Source organism: Schumannella soli (genome assembly GCF_006517435.1).
Taxonomy (GTDB): domain Bacteria; phylum Actinomycetota; class Actinomycetes; order Actinomycetales; family Microbacteriaceae; genus Schumannella; species Schumannella soli.
In genome coordinates this window covers 1,235,276-1,258,611 of record NZ_VHQG01000002.1, presented here as the reverse complement: position 1 = coordinate 1,258,611, position 23,336 = coordinate 1,235,276, and the positions used below count along the sequence as shown (strand labels likewise).

The 23,336-nt window shown below is 71.2% G+C and carries 19 protein-coding genes; 16 read left to right on the top strand and 3 right to left on the bottom strand.

Features of this window, described 5'->3' with window-relative positions; genetic code table 11:
• The first annotated feature begins 1 nt into the window (after window position 1).
• The 3 genes from FJ657_RS11530 to FJ657_RS11520 all read left to right on the top strand — a co-directional run bounded on the left by FJ657_RS11530 (window position 2) and on the right by FJ657_RS11520 (window position 3,388).
• Window positions 2-964, top strand: coding sequence for an ROK family protein (locus tag FJ657_RS11530; RefSeq protein ID WP_141163753.1), 963 nt, complete (start codon window positions 2-4; stop codon window positions 962-964).
• A 90-nt stretch (window positions 965-1,054) separates the two neighbouring features.
• Window positions 1,055-1,834 carry a lysophospholipid acyltransferase family protein gene (locus tag FJ657_RS11525; protein ID WP_141163752.1) on the top strand — a complete coding sequence of 260 codons (780 nt, stop codon included), beginning with the start codon at window positions 1,055-1,057 and terminating at the stop codon, window positions 1,832-1,834.
• 165 nt (window positions 1,835-1,999) lie between these two features.
• Window positions 2,000-3,388, top strand: coding sequence for a class II 3-deoxy-7-phosphoheptulonate synthase (locus FJ657_RS11520; RefSeq protein ID WP_439653941.1), 1,389 nt, complete (start codon window positions 2,000-2,002; stop codon window positions 3,386-3,388).
• Window positions 3,389-3,481: 93 nt separating this feature from the next.
• Here FJ657_RS11520 and pknB read toward each other — a convergent pair whose 3' ends face one another.
• Both pknB and FJ657_RS11510 read right to left on the bottom strand, forming a co-directional pair.
• A complete protein-coding gene (pknB, locus tag FJ657_RS11515; RefSeq protein ID WP_141163751.1) occupies window positions 3,482-5,479 on the bottom strand; it encodes a Stk1 family PASTA domain-containing Ser/Thr kinase in 1,998 nt (665 codons plus the stop codon).
• A gap of 61 nt (window positions 5,480-5,540) precedes the next feature.
• Complete coding sequence (locus tag FJ657_RS11510) at window positions 5,541-6,869, bottom strand: LysM peptidoglycan-binding domain-containing protein (RefSeq protein ID WP_141163750.1); 1,329 nt, start codon at window positions 6,867-6,869, stop codon at window positions 5,541-5,543.
• Window positions 6,870-7,060: 191 nt separating this feature from the next.
• Between FJ657_RS11510 and FJ657_RS11505 the strand changes: the two genes are divergently transcribed.
• Window positions 7,061-7,399, top strand: coding sequence for an Rv2175c family DNA-binding protein (locus FJ657_RS11505; protein ID WP_141163749.1), 339 nt, complete (start codon window positions 7,061-7,063; stop codon window positions 7,397-7,399).
• A 69-nt stretch (window positions 7,400-7,468) separates the two neighbouring features.
• Here FJ657_RS11505 and FJ657_RS11500 read toward each other — a convergent pair whose 3' ends face one another.
• Entirely contained in the window at window positions 7,469-8,587 is a 1,119-nt protein-coding gene (locus FJ657_RS11500) for a polyprenyl synthetase family protein (protein ID WP_141163748.1), read from the bottom strand.
• 91 nt (window positions 8,588-8,678) lie between these two features.
• Between FJ657_RS11500 and FJ657_RS11495 the strand changes: the two genes are divergently transcribed.
• From FJ657_RS11495 to murC, 12 genes are all read left to right on the top strand, one after another.
• Window positions 8,679-9,041, top strand: a complete 363-nt coding sequence (locus FJ657_RS11495; protein WP_141163747.1) for a DUF3040 domain-containing protein — start codon at window positions 8,679-8,681, stop codon at window positions 9,039-9,041.
• A 326-nt stretch (window positions 9,042-9,367) separates the two neighbouring features.
• Window positions 9,368-9,799, top strand: a complete 432-nt coding sequence (gene mraZ / locus FJ657_RS11490; RefSeq protein WP_141163746.1) for a division/cell wall cluster transcriptional repressor MraZ — start codon at window positions 9,368-9,370, stop codon at window positions 9,797-9,799.
• A 104-nt stretch (window positions 9,800-9,903) separates the two neighbouring features.
• Window positions 9,904-10,863, top strand: a complete 960-nt coding sequence (gene rsmH / locus FJ657_RS11485) for a 16S rRNA (cytosine(1402)-N(4))-methyltransferase RsmH (RefSeq protein ID WP_141163745.1) — start codon at window positions 9,904-9,906, stop codon at window positions 10,861-10,863.
• Window positions 10,860-11,528: a cell division protein FtsL gene (gene ftsL, locus FJ657_RS11480; protein WP_141163744.1), complete on the top strand. Its 669-nt coding sequence runs from the start codon at window positions 10,860-10,862 to the stop codon at window positions 11,526-11,528. The genes rsmH and ftsL overlap by 4 nt, the downstream gene beginning before the upstream one ends.
• A gap of 31 nt (window positions 11,529-11,559) precedes the next feature.
• Window positions 11,560-13,365, top strand: coding sequence for a peptidoglycan D,D-transpeptidase FtsI family protein (locus tag FJ657_RS11475; RefSeq protein ID WP_141163743.1), 1,806 nt, complete (start codon window positions 11,560-11,562; stop codon window positions 13,363-13,365).
• Window positions 13,366-13,408: 43 nt separating this feature from the next.
• Complete coding sequence (locus tag FJ657_RS11470; RefSeq protein ID WP_141163742.1) at window positions 13,409-14,956, top strand: Mur ligase family protein; 1,548 nt, start codon at window positions 13,409-13,411, stop codon at window positions 14,954-14,956.
• Window positions 14,953-16,383, top strand: a complete 1,431-nt coding sequence (locus FJ657_RS11465) for a UDP-N-acetylmuramoyl-tripeptide--D-alanyl-D-alanine ligase (protein WP_141163741.1) — start codon at window positions 14,953-14,955, stop codon at window positions 16,381-16,383. The genes FJ657_RS11470 and FJ657_RS11465 overlap by 4 nt, the downstream gene beginning before the upstream one ends.
• Window positions 16,380-17,480, top strand: a complete 1,101-nt coding sequence (mraY, locus tag FJ657_RS11460; protein WP_141163740.1) for a phospho-N-acetylmuramoyl-pentapeptide-transferase — start codon at window positions 16,380-16,382, stop codon at window positions 17,478-17,480. The genes FJ657_RS11465 and mraY overlap by 4 nt, the downstream gene beginning before the upstream one ends.
• Complete coding sequence (murD, locus tag FJ657_RS11455; protein ID WP_141163739.1) at window positions 17,477-19,006, top strand: UDP-N-acetylmuramoyl-L-alanine--D-glutamate ligase; 1,530 nt, start codon at window positions 17,477-17,479, stop codon at window positions 19,004-19,006. The genes mraY and murD overlap by 4 nt, the downstream gene beginning before the upstream one ends.
• A gap of 136 nt (window positions 19,007-19,142) precedes the next feature.
• Window positions 19,143-20,309, top strand: coding sequence for a putative lipid II flippase FtsW (gene ftsW / locus FJ657_RS11450; protein ID WP_255447277.1), 1,167 nt, complete (start codon window positions 19,143-19,145; stop codon window positions 20,307-20,309).
• Entirely contained in the window at window positions 20,306-21,454 is a 1,149-nt protein-coding gene (locus tag FJ657_RS11445; RefSeq protein ID WP_141163738.1) for a UDP-N-acetylglucosamine--N-acetylmuramyl-(pentapeptide) pyrophosphoryl-undecaprenol N-acetylglucosamine transferase, read from the top strand. The genes ftsW and FJ657_RS11445 overlap by 4 nt, the downstream gene beginning before the upstream one ends.
• 9 nt (window positions 21,455-21,463) lie before the next feature.
• Complete coding sequence (murC, locus tag FJ657_RS11440; protein WP_141163737.1) at window positions 21,464-22,861, top strand: UDP-N-acetylmuramate--L-alanine ligase; 1,398 nt, start codon at window positions 21,464-21,466, stop codon at window positions 22,859-22,861.
• The last annotated feature ends 475 nt before the right edge of the window (window positions 22,862-23,336 follow it).

The window sequence follows — 23,336 nt, the reverse complement described above, 5'->3', positions numbered from 1 at the left end:
CGTGCACGCGATCGGGATCGACATCGGTGGGACCAAGATCGCCGGGGCGGTGGTGACCGAGCTCGGCGAGATCGTCGAGGAGCAGCGTCGCCCGAGTCCGGCCGAGGACCCGGACGCGATGGTGGATGTGGTGGTCGAGATGATCGCCGACCTGGCCTCCCGTCATGAGGTCTCGGGCGCCGGCGTCGCCGCCGCGGGCTTCATCGACGCGGCGCAGTCGACCGTCTACTACGCCCCGAACATCGCCTGGCGCAACGAGCCGCTGCGTCAGCGCATCGAGGAGCGGCTGCCGGGCCTCGACATCACGGTCGACAACGACGCGAACGCGGCCGGATGGGCGGAGTTCCGCTTCGGCGCGGGCCGGATCTACAGCGACATGACGATGCTGACGATCGGCACGGGCGTGGGCGGGGCGGTCGTCGTCGGCGACCGGCTGCTGCGCGGCGGCTTCGGCACCGGCGGCGAGATCGGCCACCTGCGCGTCGTGCCCGGCGGACTGCCCTGCGGGTGCGGCGCGCGCGGCTGCATCGAGCAGTACGGCTCGGGTCGCGCGCTGCTGCGCATGGCCAACGAGATCGCCGACGCCGGCGGGATCGGGCGTCCGCTGGCGGATGCGCGGGCTCAGGCCGAAGCGTCGGGCGGCAAGCTCGACGGCGGTCTCGTCGGCGGTCTCATCGCCGCCCACGACCCGGGTGCTCTCGCGGCGCTGCGCGAGCTCGGCGGCTGGCTCGGCCAGGCCTGCGCCTCGCTCGGCGCGGTGCTCGATCCGCAGATCTTCGTGTTCGGCGGGGGAGTGGCGGTCGCCGGCGACCTGCTGCTCGACCCGGTGCGCGAGGCGTACCTGGCCCACCTGCCGGCCCGCGGCTATCACCCCGAGCCGCAGTTCCTCGTGGCCGAGCTCGTGAACGACGCCGGCGTGGTCGGCGCGGCCGATCTCGCCCGACTGCACGCCGACGCCCGCTGATCCGTCGCCGGGCTCGCGCGGCGACGCGGCCCGGCACGGTCCCGACCGCCCGGTAGACTCCCTCCGGCGCATCGACCCGGGAGGACGCCCTTGTTCTACTGGTTTCTGAAGAACCTCGTCGTCGGCCCCTTCATGTACACGGTGTTCCGCCCGTGGACGCGCGGACTCGACAACGTGCCCAAGACGGGCGCGGTGATCTTCGCGAGCAACCACCTCTCGTTCGCCGACTCGATCTTCCTGCCGATCGTCGTCGACCGGCAGATCCGCTTCCTCGCGAAGAGCGACTACTTCACGGGCCGCGGCATCAAGGGCTGGCTGATCAAGCAGTTCTTCCTCGGCATCGGTCAGCTGCCGATCGACCGCTCGGGCGGCAAGGCCTCCGAGGCCTCGCTCAACACGGGACTCGAGGTGCTCGCGAACGGCGGCCAGCTCGGCATCTACCCCGAGGGCACCCGCAGCCCCGACGGCAAGCTCTACCGCGGGCGCACGGGTGTGGCCCGCATGATCCTCGAGGGGCACGTGCCGGTCATCCCGGTCGCCATGATCGACACCGAGAAGGCCATGCCCTCGGGCCGCATCATCCCGAAGGTGCGCCGCATCGGCGTCGTCTTCGGCGAACCGCTCGACTTCTCGCGCTTCGAGGGCCTCGAGGGCGACCGCTTCGTGCTGCGCTCGATCACCGACGAGATCATGTACGAGCTGTCGCGCATCAGCGGCCAGGAGTACGTGGATGTGTACGCCTCCTCGGTCAAGGAGGAGCGCGCGAAGCGGCCGTCGAAGAAGAAGGGTGCGAGCGCGTCCGGCGTCTCCGCCGCGCGCAAGGCGGCCGAGGCGCGGGCCGCAGCGAAGAAGGCCGCGGCCGCGAGCTGAGCCGGGCTGAGCTCGGCTGAGCTAGGCGTCATCCACCGCGTGCCGGAGCGGCGCCGGAGACCGCTGGGCGGCGCCGCTCCGGCGTCAGCGCGGGCCAGTGCGAGCGGATAGGCTCGAAGGCCGGTGCATCCGCCCCGACTCAACCCGCTCTGCAAGGAAACTCCCTTGGTCGAAACGTCCGAACCCGTCGTGCTCGCTGATCCGCAGGTGATCGAGGGTCTGGACTATTGGCGTCAGCTGCCGATCAAGCAGCAGCCGGAGTGGCCGGATGCCGCGGCCGTCGCCGCCGCCTCCGCCGAGATCGCGAGCCTGCCGCCGCTGGTGTTCGCGGGCGAGATCGATCAGCTGCGCGACCGTCTGGCGCGCGCGGCCCGCGGTGAGGCCTTCGTGCTGCAGGGCGGCGACTGCGCCGAGACCTTCGCCGGCGCCACCGCCGACCAGATCCGCAACCGCGTGAAGACGCTACTGCAGATGGCCGTCGTGCTCACCTACGGCGCCTCGGTGCCGGTCGTGAAGATGGGCCGCATGGCGGGCCAGTTCGCGAAGCCGCGCTCGAGCGACAACGAGACCCGCGGCGACGTGACGCTGCCGGCCTACCGCGGCGACATCGTCAACGGCTACCCCTTCGACGTCGCCTCGCGCACGGCCGACCCCTCACGTCTCGTGCAGGGCTACCACATGGCCGCCTCGACGCTGAACCTCATCCGCGCCTTCACCCAGGGCGGCTTCGCCGATCTGCGCGAGGTGCACAGCTGGAACCGCGGCTTCGCCACGAATCCGGCGAACCAGCGCTACGAGGGTCTCGCCAAGGAGATCGACCGCGCCATCCGCTTCATGGAGGCCGCGGGCGCCGACTTCGACGAACTCAAGCGCGTCGAGTTCTACACGGGTCACGAGGGTCTGCTCATGGACTACGAGCGCCCGATGACCCGCATCGACTCGCGCAACGGCACGCCCGTCAACACGAGCGCGCACTTCCTCTGGATCGGCGAGCGCACCCGCGAGCTCGACGGCGCGCACGTCGACTACTTCTCGCGCATCCGCAACCCCATCGGCGTCAAGCTCGGCCCGTCGACGACGCCCGAGGTGATGGAGCAGCTGGCCGACAAGCTCGACCCGAACCGCGAGCCCGGTCGTCTGACGTTCATCACGCGCATGGGCGCGGGCAAGATCCGGGATGCGCTGCCGGGCCTGCTCGAGGCGTCGAAGTCGCTCGAGCTGCAGCCGCTGTGGATCACCGACCCGATGCACGGCAACGGCATCACGACGCCGAACGGCTACAAGACCCGCCGCTTCGACGACGTGGTCGACGAGGTGCGCGGCTTCTTCGAGGCGCACCGCGCGGCGAAGACGGTTCCCGGCGGAATCCACGTCGAGCTCACCGGCGACGACGTCACCGAGTGCCTCGGCGGTTCGGAGCAGATCGACGAGGCGACGCTCGCCACGCGCTACGAATCGCTGTGCGATCCGCGCCTGAACCACATGCAGTCGCTGGAGCTGTCGTTCCTGGTGGCCGAGGAGCTGGCGGCGTTCCCGTCGCCGCCGCAGGCCTGACCGCCGTCGTCGCGCACGCGAAGGGGCCCGGATCCGTGACGGATCCGGGCCCCTTCGCTCTGCCGGTCGGTGTCGTCGCGCCGGCTGCGCGGATCAGCCGCTGAAGTCGAGGGTGACCTTGATCGTCGAGCCCTTCGGCTGCGAGGTGCCGGCGCCCGGGTCGATCTTCGACACCGTGAACGCCCCCGGGATCACGTCGGCCGGCCCGCTGTGGTTGTACTGCAGCTTGAATCCGGCGTCGGTGAGCGCCTTCTTCGCCTTGTCCCAGCTCTGGCCGACCACGTCGGGCACCGTGACGGGCGGGGGTCCGTCGGAGATGAGCAGGCCGACGGTGTCGCCGACGCGCACGGCCTTGTCGCTGCCGTCGTCGTTCTTGGGCGCGACGATCGCGACGACGTCGCCCTTGTCGACGTCCTCGTTGTAGTCGCTGGTCGAGTCGCCGACGGAGAGTCCCGCGTCGGTGAGCAGCTTCGTGGCGTCGTCGACCGACTTGCCGGCGATGTCCGGCAGGGCGCCCGCCGAGACGACGAGCGAGATCGGCTGCTTCTCGCCGTACTGCGCGGTTCCGGCGAGGTCGACGGTGCCGCCCTTCGCGTCGAGTCCGAGCGCCTGGATGACGGTGCCCTGCGGGGCGTCGGCCGAGAACTGGCGCACGGTGTCGCCGCCCGCCGTCCAGTGCGAGGCGACGACGGCGTCGGCGGCCTTCTCGTCGAGGCCGACGAGGCCCGGCAGGTCGATCAGCTTCGGGCCGGTCGAGACGAGCAGGGTGACGCTGCTGTCGCGCGGCACGCGCGTGCCGTCGGCGGGATCGGTGCCGGCGACCTGACCAGCGGGCACGTCGAGCGACGAGACCTGGCGCTGCTCGCCCGCGACCTTCAGTCCGGCGGCGGTCAGCGTCGCGGTGGCGTCGGCGACCGAGGTCTTCGCGACCGCGGGCACGGGGATGTTCGCGCCGGGTCCGAAGCCGAACCACCACCCGGTGCCGCCCGCGATCGCGGCGAGCAGCACGACGACGAGGGCGATGATCCAGCCGCGCCGTCGGCGCTTGTTCGTGACCGTCGTCAGCGCGGCGGTGCTGTCGCTGACCTCGGCGGTCGGCGCCGGGGCGGGCGGCTGCAGCCGAGTGGTGACGGCGGTCGCCGCGGCAGCGCCGAGCACCTGGGTCTCCGCGTCGCGGGCGACGCCGAGCGGGCCGGGCAGCACCATGGTCTTCTGCGCCGCGGTCGCGCCGGCCGGCGGAAGCGCCGTCTGCAGCATGGCCTCGGTGTCCTGCACCTGCTCGAGCAGGGCGCGGGCGTCGCGCGGACGCTCTTCGGGATCACGCGCGGTCGCCCAGAGCACGAGCTCGTCGAGCTCGGCGGGCACCTTCGGGTTCGCGCTCGACGGCGTCGGAACCGAGTCGTTCGCGTGCTGGTACGCGATCTGCATCGGCTGCTCGCCCTTGAAGGGCTGCTCGCCGGTGAGCATCTCGTACATCATGATGCCGACCGCGTAGACGTCGCTGCGCGTGTCGGCGACGCCGCGGGTCACGAGCTCGGGGGAGAGGTAGGCGATCGTGCCCAGCAGCGCCGCGCCGGTCGCGGTGTTGGCGCTCGCGGCGCGGGCGAGCCCGAAGTCGCCGATCTTGATGCGGCCGTCGTCGGCCAGCAGCACGTTCTCGGGCTTGAGGTCGCGGTGCACGATGCCGGCCTTGTGCGCGGCCGAGAGGCCCGCGAGCACGGCCTCGGTGATGTCGATCGTCTGCTCGGAGGTCAGCGCGCCGTAGTCGTGCAGCAGATCCCGCAGCGTGATGCCGGGCAGGTACTCCATGACCAGGTAGGCCGATTCGTCATCCTGGCCCTGGTCGAAGACGTTGACGACGTTGGGATGCGCGAGCCGTGCGGCCGATCGCGCCTCCTGGATGAAGCGCTGCTTGAACTGGTTGTCGTCGGCCAGGTGGCCGTGCATGATCTTGATCGCCACGCGGCGCTCGAGGCGCAGATCGGTGGCGAGGTAGACCGTCGCCATGCCGCCGCGCGCGATGCGCGAGCGTACCTGGTACCGGCCGTCGATCAGCCGGCCGATCGTCGGATCGGAGGTGCTCACACTCACACCCCGAGTGTAGGCGGGGGCATCCTGAACGCTCTCGTGCAACGCGGGGCGCTCATCCGGTTCAGCCCAGCTGCTTGAGCCAGGCCGTCGCGCTCTTCTCCCAGCGCGCGTAGGCGTTCGGGTACGCGGAGATCTGCACGGCCTGCGCGGCCTGCGTCAGGGTCATGCTCTGCCATCCGGGGATCTCGAGCAGGCCGCGGGTCACGCCGTAGTTCGGGCCCTTCGGTCCGCCGTAGAACAGGCGCGCCGCGTAGGCGGTGTCGAGCAGCTTCTCTTTGGCGCCCCAGTGCTGGCTCGGGCGCTGCTGGAACAGGCCGACCGAGTCCCGGTCGCCGTAGGCGATGTTGCGCAGGCTCGATTCCTGCATGGCGGCGGCGAGGGCGATGATGATGCCCCGATCCGAGACGCCGAGCTCGCGCCCGACGCGGATGATGACGCTCGCGTTGGTGGCCATCTCGGCGCTGAGCGGGGTGACCGTGCTGCCGTCCTGCGTCGCGGTCGGCGAGGTGACGGCGGGGATGACGAGGGTGCGTCCGGCGAAGATCACCGCCGACCCGGTGAGACCGTTCGCGTCTTTGAGCGCCTGCACCGAGATGCCGTTGGCGGCGGCGATCGAGGAGACCGTGTCGCCGCTCTCGATCGTGTACGTCTTCGTCGCCGGGGCGGGCACCGTTGAGGAGCCGGAGCCGGAGCCGGAGCCGGAGCCGGAGCCGGTCGAGGGAGCGGGCGTGACGTTCGCGGCGGGCTTGATGTCGACGCCGCCCGGGATGGCGAGGGTCTGGCCCGGGTAGATGATGCTCGTCCAGCTGAGGCCGTTGGCGCTGAGCACCGACTGCGTCGTGGTGCCGAAGCGCGCGGCGATGGCGCCGACGGTGTCGCCCGACTTGATCGTGTACCGGTTCGAGGCGACCGGGGCGGCCGCGGGAGCGGTCGTGGCGCTGCTCGGCGTCGCACCGCCGATCTTGAGCACCTGGCCGGGGAAGATGAGCGACTTCCAGCCGAGGCCGTTGGCGGCGAGCAGTCCGGCCGTGCTCACGCCGAAGCGCTGCGCGATGCCCGAGACGGTGTCGCCGGCGACGACCTTGTAGCTCGCGGGCGCGGACGCCGGAGCGACTGCGGGGAGGGCCGGGGTCTTCGCGGCGGCGGACGCGGGCGTGATGGCGTTCTTCGGCGGCTTGACGGCCTTCTTCGGCGCGGCGTGCGCGGCCGGGACGGGCGCGGTGAGGTTCATCGACACGGTGAGGGCGCCGGCCACCACGAGCGGCACGGTCACCCGGCTCGCGCGGGCCCAGGTACCGGTGTCGGAGGAGGCGGCGCGGCGCGCGGCGGTGGCCTTGAGCGCGGCGAGCAGCGACCCCGTCGCCGTGCGCGCTTCGATGTCTCCGGTCATCAGTCACCCCGTTCCCACCCCCGAGGGCGGTGATTCGGCCTTCTCGCGCGCCGAGCGCGCATCGGTTCACGCTGACACAGATGTCACACAGAGTCAATCAGAGTGGTGGATGTGACTGATGTGATTCATGTGACTCGCGCCCCGGCCCGACCCGGTCCGCGCGGCCAGACGAGAGGTGCGAGAGTGGTGCGGTGAGCGACACCTCTGCGACCGCCTGGCTGACCGTGCCCGATCTCGTCGAGATCCTCGGCATCCCGCAGGGCCGGGTGCGACGTCTGATCGAGGAGCGCGTGCTGCTCGGCACGCGCCGCGACGGCATCCTCCGCGTGCCCGCCGTCTTCGTGCGCGAGGGCGAGCCGCTCAGCGAGCTGCGCGGCACCGCCACGCTGCTGTCGGACATCGGCTTCGACGACGACGAGGCGATCGACTGGCTGCTCGCGCCCGAGGACAGCCTCGGCGTCTCGCCGATCGACGCCCTGCTCGCCGGTCGCAAGGCCGAGGTGCGCCGGGTGGCTCAGGCGCTCGCCTGATCGCATCGGCGGCGCGCGGCGACTGTCGAACCGCGGCTCGCGCCGTGGCTCGCGCCCATCGAGCGCGGCTCAGGCCTCGCGGCGGGTCACCGCGTCGGCGAGACGCAGCAGCTCGGCTCGCGCCGATCGGGTGAGCGGGGCGCCGTCGAGCGCTGACGTCGCGCGCTCGACCTCGCGGCCGATCATGCCCTCGAGGCGATCGACCGCGCCGCTCGCGCGGATCGTCGACTGCAGCATCCGGATCTGATCGTCGTCGAGGTCGGGATCGCCCAGCAGCTCGTCGAGCAGGTTGCGGGCCGAACCGGACAGGGACTCGCGCGCGAGCGCGATGAGCACGGTGCGCTTGCCCTCGCGCAGGTCGTCACCCGAGGGCTTGCCGGTGACCTCGGGATCGCCGAACACCCCGAGCAGGTCGTCGCGCAGCTGGAAGGCGATGCCGAGCGGCACCCCGAAGCCGCGCAGTGCGTCGATCTGGTCGGCGTCCGCACCCGCGATCGCCGCGCCGATCACGAGCGGCGCCTCGACGCTGTACTTGGCCGACTTGTAGAGCACCACCCGTTGAGCTCGGCGCAGCTGCTCCTCGTCGCCGTGCCGGTGCCACGACGACTCCTCGAGGATGTCGAGGTACTGTCCGGCGGTGACCTCGGTGCGCATGACCGCGAACTCGTCGCGGGTCGCCCGCGCCTGCTCGAGCGGCACCTCGCGCAGACCCAGGTCGAGCAGCTCGTCGCTCCAGCCGAGGAGGAGGTCGCCGAGCAGCAGTGCGCCCGACATCCCGTAGCGCTCGGCGTCGCCGCGCAGCCCGCGCTCGCGATGCAGGGCCTCGAGCCGGCGATGCGTGGAGGGGCGCCCGCGGCGCAGGTCGGAGTTGTCCATGATGTCGTCGTGCACGAGCGCGGCGGCGTGGAAGATCTCGAGCGCGGCGGAGGCGGCGGTGATGGGGCCGAGGTCGAGCGAGTCCTCGGCGTCGGGGAGCAGATCGGTCTCGCGCTCGCGCCCGGCGACGGCCTGCCAGCCCCAGTAGCAGAAGAGGGCGCGGAAGCGCTTTCCCCCGGCGAGCAGGTCGCGGGCGACGAGGCTCAGATCGTCGAGATCGGGCGAGATGCGCGTGAGCGCCGAACCCCGATCGGCGAGCAGATCGTCGAGCCGGTTCTGCACGAGATCGACAAAGCGCAAACTCCCAGCCACTCGCCTAGCCTACCCGGGGTCGCGAGCCTAGAATGAGGCTCCGACACGCACGCCGGCGAGCCGGTTGTGGGCCCGACGAAAGGCGACCGAGATGCCACTGTCCGAGCAGGAGCAGCGACTCCTCGACGAGATGGAGCGCAACCTCTACCAGAACGACGCCGACTTCGTGGCGACGGTCGGCTCGGGGCGCTCGCGACCGGGTGTCGCGATCATCGCCCTCGGCGTGATCGCCGCTGTCATCGGCATCGGGCTTCTCGTCGTGGGCGTCGCCCTGCGTCAGCCGATCATCGGGGCCGTGGGCTTCGCTCTCATGTTCGGCGGGGCGCTCTTCGCGATCTCGCCGCCGAAGCGGTTCCTGCGCCACTCGTCTCCGCGTCCCGTCCGCGACAGCGGTCTGCTGCACGATCTGGGCGAGCGCTTCGAGCACCGCCGTGACGGCGACCGGGACGCGTAACCCGCCTCCTCCACTTCCCTCCCACCTCACGAGGCCGACCTTCGGGTCGGCCTCTTTTTCGTGCGCCCCCGCCGGGATTCCGGGGAGCCGACGGGCCACGACGTGGCGATCGCGGCCGGTGCGTGATGGCGATCTCCGCTGCGCGTGGATGAACGCGGCCTGATCGTGTGAAATCTCCTCCACATCCCACCACTGCGTGCTAGCCCTGAAAACATGGGCGTGAGCCGCGAACGGGGGAGTGTCGCGGCGCAAGTTCCGCTTGTTTGGGGAGATCTGTGGAGTAAAGTGGAGGAACTCGGAGCAGGCCGGCGCGAGAGGGGGACGACATGCTGCTCGGCACGTTCGCACCCAAGCTCGACGACAAAGGGCGGATCATCCTGCCCGCCAAGTTCTGGGATGAGTTCTCGGGCGGCGTCGTGCTGACCCGCGGCCAGGAGCGCGCCGTCTTCATGTACAGCCAGCGCGAGTTCGAGAACGTGCACGAGCAGATGCGTCAGGCCTCGACCGGCAGCAAGCGCACTCGCGACTTCCTGCGCCTCTTCCTCTCCGGCGCCAGCCAGGAGATCCCCGACAAGCAGCGCCGCATCACGATCCCGCCCCTGCTGCGCGACTACGCGGGCCTCGACCGCGACCTCACCGTCATCGGCGCCGGCGGTCGCGCCGAGATCTGGAGCACCAGCGCCTGGAACGACTACACCGCCGCCACCGAGGCCGCGTTCGCCGACGCCGACGAGGAGGTGATCCCCGGGCTGTTCTAGCTGCTCCTCGGGCCCGACCCTCAGCCGCGCTCCCTGCCCCAACTTCCCCGGGGGCAGGCGGCAGCGGATGGGGATCAGGCCCGAGGATCACCGCCCGAGATCTCATGGCACACGACCAGATCCACATCCCCGTCCTGCTCGAGCGCTGCATCGAGCTGCTCGCGCCGGCCCTCGACCACGACGGCGCGGTGCTCGTCGACGCGACCCTCGGCCTCGGCGGTCACGCCGAGGCCTTCCTCGAGCGCTTCCCGAAGCTGCACCTGGTGGGACTCGACCGCGATACCGAGGCCCAGCGCCTCGCGGGGGAGCGCCTCGCCCGGTTCTCCGACCGTCTCGACCTCGTCCACACCGAGTACCACCACCTGCGCGACGCCCTCGACTCGCTCGGGATCGAGAAGGTGTCCGGCTTCCTCTTCGATCTCGGCGTCTCGTCGATGCAGCTCGACCGCGCCGAGCGCGGCTTCGCCTACTCGCAGGACGCCCCGCTCGACATGCGCATGGACTCCACCGCCGAGCTGACGGCCGAGAAGGTGCTCGCCGAGTACGACGAGGGCGCGCTGCGCCGCATCTTCCAGCAGTACGGCGAGGAGAAGCTCGCGTCGCGCTACGCCCGCCGCATCGTCGAGCGTCGCCAGCAGTCGCCGCTGACGACCTCGGCCGAGCTCGTGCAGCTGCTCATCGACGCGACACCGGCGGCGGTGCAGCGCGAGCGCAGCGGCCACCCGGCCAAGCGGGTCTTCCAGGCGCTGCGCATCGAGGTCAACGGCGAGCTCGACGGCGTGGAGCAGGCGATCCCCGCCGGACTCGACGCCCTCGAGCCGGGCGGGCGCATGGTCGTGCTCGCCTACCACTCGCTCGAGGACCGCATCGTGAAGCGCGAGTTCACCGCCCGCACCACCTCGACCGCCCCGCGCGGCCTGCCGGTGGAGCTGCCCGAGCATCGGCCGCAGTTCCGGCTGCTCGTGCGCGGAGCCGAGCTGGCGAGCGACGACGAGAAGGACATCAACCCGCGAGCCGCGTCCGTGCGGCTGCGCGCAGCAGAGCGGATCACGGAGTCGGCATGAGCAACCTGGCAGTCGCGGCCGCTCGTCCGCGCGAACGCTCCGGTGAGGAGCAGCGGGAGCAGCGCCCGCACCTCGAGATCGCACCCTCGCGCGCGCAGAAGCGGGCGCGGCCCCGCGTCGTCTACGCGCTCGCGGTGATCGCCGGGATCGGCGTCATCCTCATCGCGCAGCTGCTCATGAGCATCGTGACCGCCGACGGCGCCTACCAGATCGCCTCGCTGCAGACGAAGCAGAACCAGCTCGGTCAGGAGCGCAAGGCGCTGAACGAGAAGCTCGAGGTGCTCGGCTCGACGCAGAACCTCACCCAGAACGCCGAAGCCCTCGGCATGGTCGCGAGCGGCAACCCGGTGTTCCTGGATGTCGCGAGCGGCCGGGTGAGCGGAACCGCCACGCCGGACGGCGGCAGCATCACCGGCGGCGGCAACCTCATCGGCAACTCCCTGCTCACCGGATCGACGAAGGTCGACCCCGCCGCGATCGCCGCGGCGCGCGCGGCGGCCGACGCGGCCGCCGCGGGGCAGCAGAGCGAGGACCCCACCCAGGGCTTCGACGGCAGCGTCACGACCGGGGGCGACCCCGACTCCGGCGCGTCGGGCACCGGCACCGGGAGCGGCGACGTAGCGTCCGGGGCAGAGAACGTCATCCCGGCTCCGACCACCCGCTGACCATCAGACCGATCCGCAACCAGGGAGCAGCGTGCGCAGCCACCACCGTCGCAGTCAGCAGAGCCGCAGCGCTCGTCGACGGCACGCCGTCGCGCTGATCGTCGTCTTCGCGATCGTCGCCGTCTTCGGGGTGCGACTGTTCGACTTCCAGGTCGTGCGCGCCGCCGAGCTGAACAAGGCCTCGGCGAGCAAGCAGACCGCCGAGACCACGGTCTGGGGCACGCGCGGATCGATCGTCGACGCCAACGGGGTCGTGCTGGCCGACAGCGTCGAGCGCTGGGACATCACCGCCTCGCCGAAGGACGTCGTCGTCGACGGCTTCACCCGCTCCAAGAAGGCGAAGGACGGCACCGTCACGAAGGAGCACGTGTCGGTCATGGAGGCGCTCGGCGAGATCGCCGAGATCACCGGCTCGGACACGAACGAGCTGTACGACGCGCTGAGCAAGGACCCCACGTCGAACTTCGCCTACCTGGTGAAGGGCGTGAAGCTCGACGTCTTCAACAAGGTCAAGGCGCTGAACATCCCGTGGGTGTGGGACAAGCCGCACCCGGCACGCACCTATCCGAACGGGGCCGTCGCGGGCAACCTCGTCGGCTTCCTCGGCACCGACGGCCCCCTCGCGGGGCTCGAGCGCTCCTACGACAGCTGCCTGCAGGGCACCGACGGCAGCCAGACCTACGAGGTCAGTCGCGACGGGGTGCGGATGCCCGGCAGCACGATCACGACCAAGCAGGCGGTCGACGGCGGCACGCTCAAGCTCACGATCGACTCCGACCTGCAGTACTTCGCGCAGCAGACGATCGCCGCGCAGGCGCAGGCCATGGGCGCGCAGTGGGCGACGGCCGCCGTCGTCGACACCCGCACGGGCAAGCTGCTCGTTGCGGCGGACTACCCGAGCATCGACCCCAACGACCTCAACTCGGTTCCGGCCGAGTCGAGCGGCTCGCGCTTCTTCACGGCGCCCTACGAGCCCGGCTCGATCATGAAGCCTGCCACGGTCGCGTCGCTCATCGACGCGGGGGTGCTGCAGATCACCGACAAGTACACGGTGCCGGGCTGGTACACGAACGGTCTGCCCGCCGGTTCGAAGATCGGCGACGTCTTCGCCCACGGCGACATGCACTGGACCGTCGCCGGCATCATCGAGCAGTCGTCGAACGTGGGCGTCTCCATGATCAGCGAGAAGCTGCCGCTCGCGCAGCGCACCGCCTACCTGAAGAAGTTCGGCTTCGGCACGAAGACCGGCGTCGGCTTCCTCGGCGAGGAGTCGGGCACCGTGCAGAACCCGGTCGGACTCGACGCGATCTCGAACAAGGCGCAGCAGTTCGGCCAGGCGATCAGCGTGACCTCGGCTCAGATGGCGAGCCTCTACCAGACGCTCGGCAACAACGGGGTCACGGTGCCGCTCAGCCTCGTCGAGGGCTGCCAGCACCCGGACGCCACGGTCACCGACGTGCCGAGCACCACTCCCACCCGCGTGGTCAGCGACTACGCCGCCCAGCAGACGCTGCTGGCCATGGAGACGGTCGCCTCGAAGGGCCCGCTCTCGAAGACGATCGGCATCCCCGGCTACCGCGTCGCCGCCAAGTCGGGAACCGCTCAGGTGGGCGGCGCCGACGGCAAGTACGGCAGCGACCGCATCGTGTCGGTCGCGGGCATCCTCAAGGTCGACGATCCGAACTACGCGGTTATCGTCACCCTCGGCCTGCCGACTAAGATCAAGACTTCGGCCGCAGCGGCCCCCGCTTTCGCTGCGATCATGAAGCAGGTCATCAAGACCTACCGGGTCCAGCCGTCCACCACGGCGACGCCCGACACTCCGACCGAGTGGTGAGCGGGCACCCCGGCGGCGCCCCATCGGAAGGAAGTCAGCCAGCGTGAGTTCTCGGATCCCTCCGGTTCTCCGTCCTGAGCACCCCGCCTCGCGGCCGCTCTCGCGGCTCGTCGACGAGTTCGATCTCGACCTGCGCGGCTCGGCCGACGGCGTCGAGATCACCGGGATCACGCTCAGCTCGACCGAGGTGCGCCCCGGCGACCTCTACGTCGGACTGCGCGGTGCGAAGGCGCACGGAGCCAGCTACGCGACGGACGCCGCCGCGGCCGGCGCCGTCGCGATCGTGACCGACGAGGAGGGCGCCGAGCTCTCGGCCGACGCCGGACTGCCGACGATCGTCGTCGAGAACCCGCGCGAGGCCCTCGGTGAGCTGTCGAACTGGGTCTACCGCACCCGCGAGGACTCGCCGCTGATCTTCGGCACCACGGGCACGAACGGCAAGACCTCGACCTCGTACATCCTCGAGGGGATCCTCAAGCAGCTCGGCCTGGTGACCGGCCTCAGCTCGACCGCCGAGCGCCATATCGGCGACCTCACGGTCGTCAGCCGCCTCACGACGCCTGAGGCGAGCGAGATGCACGCGCTGCTCGCGCGCATGCGCGAGGCCGGCGTGCGCGCCGTCGCCCTCGAGGTCAGCGCCCAGGCCCTGACGTGGAACCGCGTCGACGGCATCGTCTTCGACGTCGTCGCGTTCACGAACCTCAGCCACGACCACCTCGACGACTACGCCGACATGGAGGAGTACTTCCGCGCGAAGCTCCCGCTGTTCGATCCTGACCGCGCCAAGCGCGGTGTCGTCTCGCTCGACACCGCCTGGGGTGCGCGCGTCGTCGAGGAATCGCGCATCCCGGTGACGACCATCTCGGCACTGCCCGAGGTCGACGCCGAGTGGCGCGTCGAGATCATCGAGGAGAGCGCCGAGCGCACCGGCTTCCGTCTGACCGGACCCGAGGGGCGCACCCTCGAGACGTCCGTTCCGCTGATCGGCTGGCACATGGCCGCGAACGCCGGACTCGCGATCGTCATGCTGGTCGAGGCCGGCTTCGAGCTCGAGGCGATCGGTCAGGCGCTCGACGCCGACGGTGGCATCCGCGCGTATCTGCCCGGACGCACCGAGCGCGTCTCGGGCGACCGCGGCCCCAGCGTCTACGTCGACTTCGGCCACAGCCCCGACGCCTTCGAGAACACCCTCGCCGCCGTGCGCAAGTTCACGACCGGGCGCACGATCATGGTCTTCGGCGCCGACGGCGACCGGGATGCCACGAAACGTCACGAGATGGGGCGCGTCGCGGCCGAGGGCAGCGACATCCTCGTCATCACCGACCACCACCCGCGCTTCGAGGATCCGACCTCCATCCGCGCGACCCTGCTCGAGGGGGCGGCGCTGGCCGAGCACCAGCCCGAGCAGACGCTCGAGGTGAGCCCGCCGGAGGCGGCCATCCGTGCGGCCGTGAACCTGGCCGAGGAGGGTGACTCGATCCTCTGGGCGGGCCCCGGCCACCAGGACTACCGCGACATCCGCGGCGTGCGCACCGAGTACTCGGCGCGCGACGAGGCCCGTGCGGCCCTGCGTGAGGCGGGCTGGGAGTGATCCGGCTGACGCTGGCCGAGATCGAGCGGATCCTCGGCGGACGACTCGTGCTGCCGGCCGATGCGGCCGAGCGCGGGCTGGATGCGGACACGGCGGTCGAGGGCCAGGTCGAGACCGATTCGCGTCTCGTCGGGTCCGGCTCGATCTTCTTCGCGCTGCCTGGCGAGGTCACCGACGGCCATCGCTTCGCCGCCGGAGCGGTCGGGGCGGGCGCGGCGCTGGTCGTGACCGAGCGCGAGCTCGAGCTCGGAGCGCCGCAGATCGTCGTCGATGACGGCGTCGTGGCGCTCGCCGATCTGGCCCGCGAGGTCGTGGCGCGGGTGCGCGCACACGGCCGTCTCAAGGTCGTCGGCATCACGGGCTCGAACGGCAAGACCACGACGAAGAACCTGCTGCGGGCCGTGCTCGGCACGCAGGGCGCCACCGTGGCCCCGCCCGGATCGTTCAACAACCACGTCGGCGCCCCGGTGTCGATGCTGCGCGTCGACGACGACAGCGAGTTCCTCATCGTCGAGATGGGCGCTGCCGGCGTGGGCGAGATCGCCCGTCTCGTGGGCATCGTCACCCCCGACGTCTCCGTCGTGCTCAAGGTCGGCCTCGCCCACGCGGGCGAGTTCGGCGGCATCGAGCAGACGCAGCGGGCGAAGTCGGAGATCGTCACCGAGCTGCCCGCCGCGGCGGCCGCCGTGCTCAACGTCGACGACCCGCGGGTGATCGCGATGCGCGACGTGACCGCCGCCCGCGTCATCACCTTCGGGCTCGGCGCCGCCGAGGTCCGCGCCGAGGATGTCGAGCTGCGTCCGAGCGGCACCGCCTTCACCTACGTGGCCGACGGCGAGCGCACCCCGGTGACGCTGCGCATCCTCGGCGAGCACCACGTCTACAACGCCCTCGCCGCGCTCACCGTGGCGCGGGAGCTCGGCGTGCCCCGTGCCGCGGCGATCGCGACGATCGAGCAGGTGCCGCGGGCCGAGCGCTGGCGCATGGAGCTGCTCGAGCCGAGCGAGGGCGTGACCGTCATCAACGACGCCTACAACGCGAGCCCTGACTCGACGGCCGCCGCGCTCAAGACGCTCGCACAGCTCGCCGCGGCCGAGGGTCGCCGTTCGATCGCCGTGCTCGGCGAGATGGCCGAGTTGGGGGAGTACGCCGACGAGGAGCACGATCGCATCGGCCGGCTCGCCGTGCGCCTCGACATCCGCCAGCTGGTCGTCGTCGGCCAGAACGCCCGCCACATCCACAACGCCGCCGGACTCGAAGGCTCGTGGGACGGGGAGTCGATCCTCGTCGACGACGTCGACGCCGCCTACGATGTGCTTCGTGGGCTGCTCCGGTCGGGTGATGTCGTGCTGGTGAAGTCGTCGAAGTCGGCGGGACTCCGCTTCCTGGGCGACCGCATCGGCGGCGTCGAGGAGGTCTCCGCATGATCGCGCTGCTCGTCGCCGGCGGCTTCGGCATGCTGTTCACGCTGTTCGGCACGCCGCTCTTCATCCGCCTGTTCCGCAAGGTCGGCTGGGGTCAGTTCATCCGCGACGACGGACCGCAGAGCCACCACACGAAGAAGGGCACGCCCACCATGGGCGGCATCGTCTTCATCCTGGGCTCCGGACTCGGCTACCTCGTCGGGCATCTGGTGGCGCGCGAGCCGATGACCTTCGTCGGTCTCATGGTGCTGCTGCTGATGTTCGGTCTGGGACTCGTCGGCTTCGTCGACGACTTCCTCAAGACCCGCAAGCAGCGCAGCCTCGGCCTCGGCGGCTGGGCGAAGATCGCCGGCCAGGTCATCGTCGGCATCGTCTTCGCGATCCTCGCGCTCGTCGTCGTCAAGGACGAGCACGGTCTCACCGCCGCGTCGACGCAGCTCTCGTTCATCCGCGACATCGACTGGCTCGACCTGGCGATCTTCGGCACGGTCGGCGCGGTCATCGCCTTCGTCATCTGGACGAACGTGATCGTGGTCAGCGCCTCGAACGGCGTCAACGTGGCCGACGGCCTCGACGGCCTCGCGACGGGCGCCGCGATCCTCACGATCTCGGGCTACCTGCTGATCGGCTTCTGGCAGTTCAACCAGTGGTGCTTCAACCCGAACGTCGACGACACCGTGCTCTACAAGTGCTACGAGGTGCGTGATCCGCTCGACCTCGCCGTCGTCGCGGCGGCGATCGTCGGGAGCCTCATCGGCTTCCTCTGGTGGAACACCTCGCCCGCGCAGATCTTCATGGGCGACACCGGCTCGCTCGGCCTCGGCGGCGCGATCGCCGGCCTCGCGATCCTCACCCGCACCGAGATGCTGCTCGTGCTGCTCGGCGGCCTGTTCGTGATCGTGACCGGCTCGGTCGTGGTGCAGCGCGCGTACTTCAAGATCACCAAGGGAAAGCGCATCTTCCTGATGTCGCCGCTGCATCATCACTTCGAGCTGAAGGGATGGGCGGAGGTCACGGTCGTCGTGCGCTTCTGGATCATCGCCGGCCTGTTCGTCGCGGCCGGGGTCGGACTGTTCTACCTGGAGTGGGTCAGTCGATGACCCGCGACCTCGCGGAGCTCACCAGCTGGCATTCCGACTGGAAGGGCCTCCGCGTCGCCGTGCTGGGCCTCGGCGTCACCGGCTTCTCGGTCGCCGACACGCTCGCCGAGCTGGGCTCGGAGGTCGTCGTCGCGGCGGCCCGCGGCTCGGAGGAGCACCTCCGCCTGCTCGAGGTCATCGGCGTGCGGTACATCCCGGCTCCCGACGATCGCGCCGTCCCGACCGCGCTCGAGGACTTCGACCCCGAGCTGATCGTCGTGTCGCCCGGATACCCGCCGTCGCATCCGCTGCTCGCCTGGGCCGAGCGTCACGGCATCCCGATGTGGGGCGACATCGAGCTCGCCTGGCGTGTGCGCGACAAGGTGCGCGCGGCCGAGTGGATCGCGATCACCGGCACGAACGGCAAGACCACCACGACCGAGCTCACGGCGACCATGCTCGTCGCCGCCGGCATCAAAGCCGCACCCGCCGGCAACATCGGCATCCCGGTGCTGGATGCCGTGCGTGATCCCGAGGGCTTCGACGTCCTCGTCGTCGAGCTCTCCAGCCACCAGCTGCACTGGTTCGACCGCAACGAGGGCGGCCAGATCGCCCCGCTCGCGAGCGTCTGCCTGAACCTCGCCGACGACCACCTGATCTGGCACGGATCGGCGGAGGCCTACCGGGCCGCGAAGGCCAAGGTCTACACGCGCACGAAGTCGGCCTGCGTCTACAACCTCGCCGACATCGCCACGCGCGAGATGGTCGAGGACGCGGAGGTGCAGGAGGGCGCCCGCGCGATCGGCTTCGGCCTGGGCATCCCCGGACCCTCCGATCTCGGCATCGTCGAGGGCGTGCTCGTCGACCGCGCCTTCCTCGAGGAGCGCCGCACGAGCGCGCTCGAGATCGCGACGCTCGACGACCTGCGCGAGTCAGGCCTGGCGTCGCCGCACATGGCGCAGAACGTGCTCGCGGCCGCCGCGCTCGCCCGCGCCGCCGGAGCCACGCCCGCCCAGGTGCGCGAGGGCATCCGCGCCTTCCGGCTCTCGCCGCACCGCACCGAGCGGGTGCACGAGGCCGACGGCGTGGTCTGGATCGACGACTCGAAGGCGACGAACGCGCACGCCGCGAACTCGTCGCTGAGCTCCTTCGGGTCGGTCGTCTGGGTCGTCGGCGGTCTGCTCAAGGGCATCGACATCGCCCCGCTGGTCGAGAAGCACGCCGAGCGCCTGCGCGGCGCCGTCGTGATCGGCGTCGACCGGGCGGCGGTCGTGGATGCGTTCGCGCGACACGCGCCCGGCGTGCGGCTGGTCGAGGTCGACGAGCCGCAGACTGACTCCGTGATGCCCGCCGCGGTTCGCGCGGCGGCGGCTCTGGCACAAGACGGCGACGTCGTGCTGCTGGCGCCGTCGGCGGCATCGATGGACCAGTTCACCGACTACGCCGACCGCGGGCGACGCTTCGCGGAGGCGGCGCGCAGTCACCATGAGGGAGGCGACCGTGACCACGATGCGGGAGCCGACCCGACCGGGCGGCCGCACGCCTGACGGGCGTGCCGGACGCGCACGTCCGGCCTCCGGCGCTCGACCGTCCGCCGCCCGCGCTTCGGCCCCCGCGCCGGCGAGCGCTGACGGCGCTGCCGAGGCGACGGCGCACCATACGGGCCGTCGCGCCCGCGTCGCCGTGCGTCGCATCTTCGCCGCCGAGACCCCCGAGTACTTCGTCCTGCTCGGCACGACCCTGTTCCTGGTGATCTTCGGTCTCGTGATGGTGCTGTCGTCGTCGTCGGTGGAGTCGTTCTCGAACACCGACGACTTCTTCGCCCGCTTCGCCCGTCAGGCGCTGTTCGCCGCGATCGGCGTGCCGGCGATGCTGATCCTCTCCCGGCTGTCGCCGGCGTTCTACCACCGGTGGGCGTGGTGGGCCGTCGGTGCCGGCGTGATGCTGCAGCTGCTGGTGTTCGCGCCCGGCATCGGCACCGCCGACCAGTACAACAACAACTGGATCAAGATCGCCGGCTTCACCTTCCAGCCGTCCGAGTTCGTCAAGCTCGCGCTGGTCGTCTGGCTCGCGGTGGTGCTCGCGCGCAAAGCCGACCAGGGCCTCCTCGGCGACTGGAAGCATGTGGCGTTGCCGGTCGCTCCCGTCGCCGCCGTTGCGATCGGCCTGGTCATGGTCGGCAAAGACCTCGGAACGGTCATGATCATGGTCGCGATCGTGTTCGGCGCCCTGTTCTTCGCCGGGGTGAAGCTGCGCCACCTCGCGATCTCGGGCGTCGTGATGGCGGCGCTCGCCCTGATCGCCGCCCAGGCGAACGGATCGCGCTCCGACCGCATCACCGCCTGGCTCAACGGCTGCTCCAACCCCGCCGACTACGAGCTGAGCTGCTGGCAGTCGATCCACGGCTGGTGGGCGCTGGCCGGCGGCGGGCTGTTCGGCAAGGGCCTCGGCAACTCGACCGCGAAGTGGTCGTGGCTGCCGGCGGCCGACAACGACTTCATCTTCGCCGTGATCGGCGAGGAGCTCGGCCTCGTCGGCGCGGTCCTTCTGCTGCTGGTCTTCGCCGGTCTCGCGATCTGCTTCATCCGCGTCATGCGCATGCAGACCGAGCTGTTCCCGCGCGTCGCGGTCGGCGCGGCCATGGTGTGGATCGTCGGCCAGGCCCTCGTCAACATCGCGGTGGTGCTCGGCCTGCTGCCGGTGCTCGGCGTGCCGCTGCCCTTCGTCTCCTCGGGCGGTTCGGCGCTCGTGACGAACCTGGCCGCGGTCGGCGTGGTGCTGTCGTTCGCCCGCACGAGGCCGGTGCGGCGCGAGCCCGGCCTCGTGGATGCGGCAGACTCGCTGCGGTGAGCGTCTACCTCTTCGCCGGCGGCGGCACCGCCGGCCACGTCAACCCCCTGCTCGCGACCGCCGATCGGCTGCGCGAGCGCGAGCCCGACGCCGAGATCCTGGTGCTGGGCACCGCGGAGGGTCTGGAGGCGCGACTCGTGCCCGAGCGCGGCTACGAGCTGGTGACGATCCCGAAGCTGCCGTTCCCGCGCCGGCCGAACGCGGCCGCGCTGCGATTCCCCGGGGCGCTGAAGGCCACGATCGATCAGGTGCGCGGCGTCATCCGCAACCGGCACGTGGATGTCGTGTTCGGCGTCGGCGGTTATGCGGCGGCTCCGGCGTATCTCGCCGCGCGCGCCGAGAAGACGCCGCTGGCGATCCACGAGGCGAACGCGCGGCCCGGCATCGCCAACCGCCTCGGCGCCCGGCTGACCCGCTTCGTTGGCGTGCTGTTCCCGTCGACCCGGCTCGCCCACGCCCGCGTCGTCGGGCTCCCGCTGCGGCGCGAGGTCGAGCGTGTCGACGTGCCCGCCGCCCGCGCCGAGGCCCAGGCGCTCTGGGGGCTGGATGCGCGGCGTCCGACGCTGCTCGTGACCGGCGGCTCGCTCGGCGCGCGCCGCATCAACGAGACCGTGTCCACGTCGATCGCCGCGATCCTCGGCACGGGCTGGCAGGTGCTGCACATCACCGGCACGACCGCGACAGTCGCCGATCCCGGCCTCGCCGGCTACCGCATCCTCGAGTACTGCGACCGCATGGAGCTCGCGCTCGCGAGCGCCGACTTCGCGGTGTCGCGCGCCGGCGGTAGCACGCTCGCCGAGCTCGGCGCCCTCGGCATCCCGAGCGTGCTGGTGCCCTACGCGGTCGGCAACGGGGAGCAGGCGCTCAATGCGCGGGACCTGGTCGACGCCGGAGGCGCGGTGGTCGTCTCCGACGCCGAGTTCACGCCGCAGTGGGTCGACGGTGCGCTGCTCCCGCTGCTCGACGACCGCGCGCGCGTCGCCGAGATGGCCGCTCGCGCCGCCGCTCAGGGTGTGCGCGACGGCGCCGACCGGATGGTCGATCTGCTGGTCGAGGCGCGCGACTCGCGCTCCGGGTCGACGTCCGCTCCCGGCGTGGCTCCGCACCCCGCGGCGCAGCCGGAAGCCGGCGCCTCCGCCGAGTAGCCTGGGCGAATGCCCGTCAAGCCCGATCTGACCATCGACGTCCCCGAGAACCTGGGCCGCGTCCACTTCATCGGCATCGGCGGATCGGGCATGAGCGGCATCGCGCACATGATGCTCGACGCGGGGGTCGAGGTCAGCGGGTCCGACCGCGACGAGACGCCGTACCTCGAGCGTCTGCGCGAGCGCGGGGCCCGCATCCACGTCGGTCACGACGCCGCGAATCTCGGCGACGCCGACACGATCGTGTTCACGAGCGCGATCTGGCCCGAGAACCCCGAGTACGTGCTGGCCCAGCAGAAGGGTCTCGTGCAGCTGCACCGCTCGCAGGCGCTGCACTGGCTCTCGCGGTCGCGTCGCGTGGTCTCGGTCGCGGGCGCGCACGGCAAGAGCACCACGACGGGCATGATCGTCACGCTGCTCGATCAGCTCGATCAGAGCCCCAGCTTCGTCAACGGGGCGATCATCCAGTCGCTGAAGACCAGCTCGGCCAGCGGCGACGGCGAGCTCTTCGTGCTCGAGGCCGATGAGTCGGACGGCTCCTTCCTGCTCTACGACACCGCGGCCGCCGTCATCACGAACGTCGACCCGGTGCACCTCGACCACTACGGCTCGCGCGAGGGCTACCTCGACGCCTTCCGCACCTTCGCCGCGCAGGCGACGGAGTTCATCGTCGCGGGCGACGGCGACGACCTGGATGCGGTGCTCGCGAGCGTCGACGGCGGGCCGCGCGTCGTGCGGGTCGGCGAGAAGGCCGACGCCGGCTACCGCGTGACCGACATCGTCGCGGGGGAGCAGGTGACGTTCTCGATCGTGGTCGACGGAGTCGCGCATCCCGCGCGCCTGCCCATCGCCGGCCGCCACAACGCGCTCAACGCGGCCGTCGCCGTCGCGACCGTGGTCGAGCTCGGCCAGCCGATCGACGCCGCGATCGCCGCGCTCACGAGCTTCGGCGGCACGAAGCGACGCTTCGAGTTCAAGGGCGAGGTGCGCGGGGTCAGCGTCTTCGACGACTACGCGCACGAGCCCGCCGAGGCGGCCGCCGCGGTCGCGAGCGCGCGCTCGGTCGTCGGCGAGGGTCGTGTGATCGCCATCCACCAGCCGCATCTGTTCTCGCGCACCCAGATGTTCTCGGGCGAGTTCGCGAAGGCCTACGAGGCCGGCGCCGACTACACGATCGTGCTCGCCGTCGACGGCGCGCGCGAGAACCCGATCCCGGGGGTGAGCGGTCAGCTGGTGGTCGACGGCTTCGCCGACAAGAGCAAGGTGGTGCTGATCGAGGACTGGGCGCAGGCCGCTGAGCACCTCGCCTCGGTCGCGCGCGAGGGAGATCTCGTCATGACGCTCTCCTGCGGCACGGTGTACCAGCTCGTGCCCCAGCTGCTCGAGGCGCTCGCGACGCGTCCCTGAGGTCCGCCTCGCGCGGCGCGCCCGTCTCGGCCGGAGGTGCGCGCGCTCGTCGATCACCGGCATCGCTCCGGGCGGCCCGGGGGGCTGCTCGCGACTCGCCGGGGCCGCCGTGTCGCTGACCCGGGGCGGCGGATGTTCGTGGCTACCCTGAGCAGGTGAAGCGGCCTGAGGGCTTCGATCGCCCGAGCGGCGCGGAGCAGAGCGAGCGCGCGGCCCGCGAACCGCGGCCGCCGCGCTTCCGGCTCTCCCCGTCGCGGCGCTCCTCGGCCGCCGCGGAGTCCGACTCCACGTTGTCCGCGTCGACGCCGCCCCGGCGGACGCCGAGACCTGCTCCGGTCGCGCCGTCGAGTGCGCCCCCGGCCTCGTCACGACCGTCTGCATCGGCATCTGGATCTGGATCTGGATCTGGATCTGGATCTGCTCCGGCAGCAGCCGGCGCGGCACCCCGTCGTCCCGATCGCGGCGCCGCCTCGGT

Coding starts and splice junctions, on each gene's coding strand:
- FJ657_RS11510 (WP_141163750.1), bottom strand. CDS start 6,869: ATGACCGGAGACATCGAAGCGCGCACGGCGACGGGGTCGCTGCTCGCC.
- FJ657_RS11495 (WP_141163747.1), top strand. CDS start 8,679: ATGCCACTGTCCGAGCAGGAGCAGCGACTCCTCGACGAGATGGAGCGC.
- mraZ (WP_141163746.1), top strand. CDS start 9,368: ATGCTGCTCGGCACGTTCGCACCCAAGCTCGACGACAAAGGGCGGATC.
- rsmH (WP_141163745.1), top strand. CDS start 9,904: ATGGCACACGACCAGATCCACATCCCCGTCCTGCTCGAGCGCTGCATC.
- ftsL (WP_141163744.1), top strand. CDS start 10,860: ATGAGCAACCTGGCAGTCGCGGCCGCTCGTCCGCGCGAACGCTCCGGT.
- mraY (WP_141163740.1), top strand. CDS start 16,380: ATGATCGCGCTGCTCGTCGCCGGCGGCTTCGGCATGCTGTTCACGCTG.
- murD (WP_141163739.1), top strand. CDS start 17,477: ATGACCCGCGACCTCGCGGAGCTCACCAGCTGGCATTCCGACTGGAAG.
- murC (WP_141163737.1), top strand. CDS start 21,464: ATGCCCGTCAAGCCCGATCTGACCATCGACGTCCCCGAGAACCTGGGC.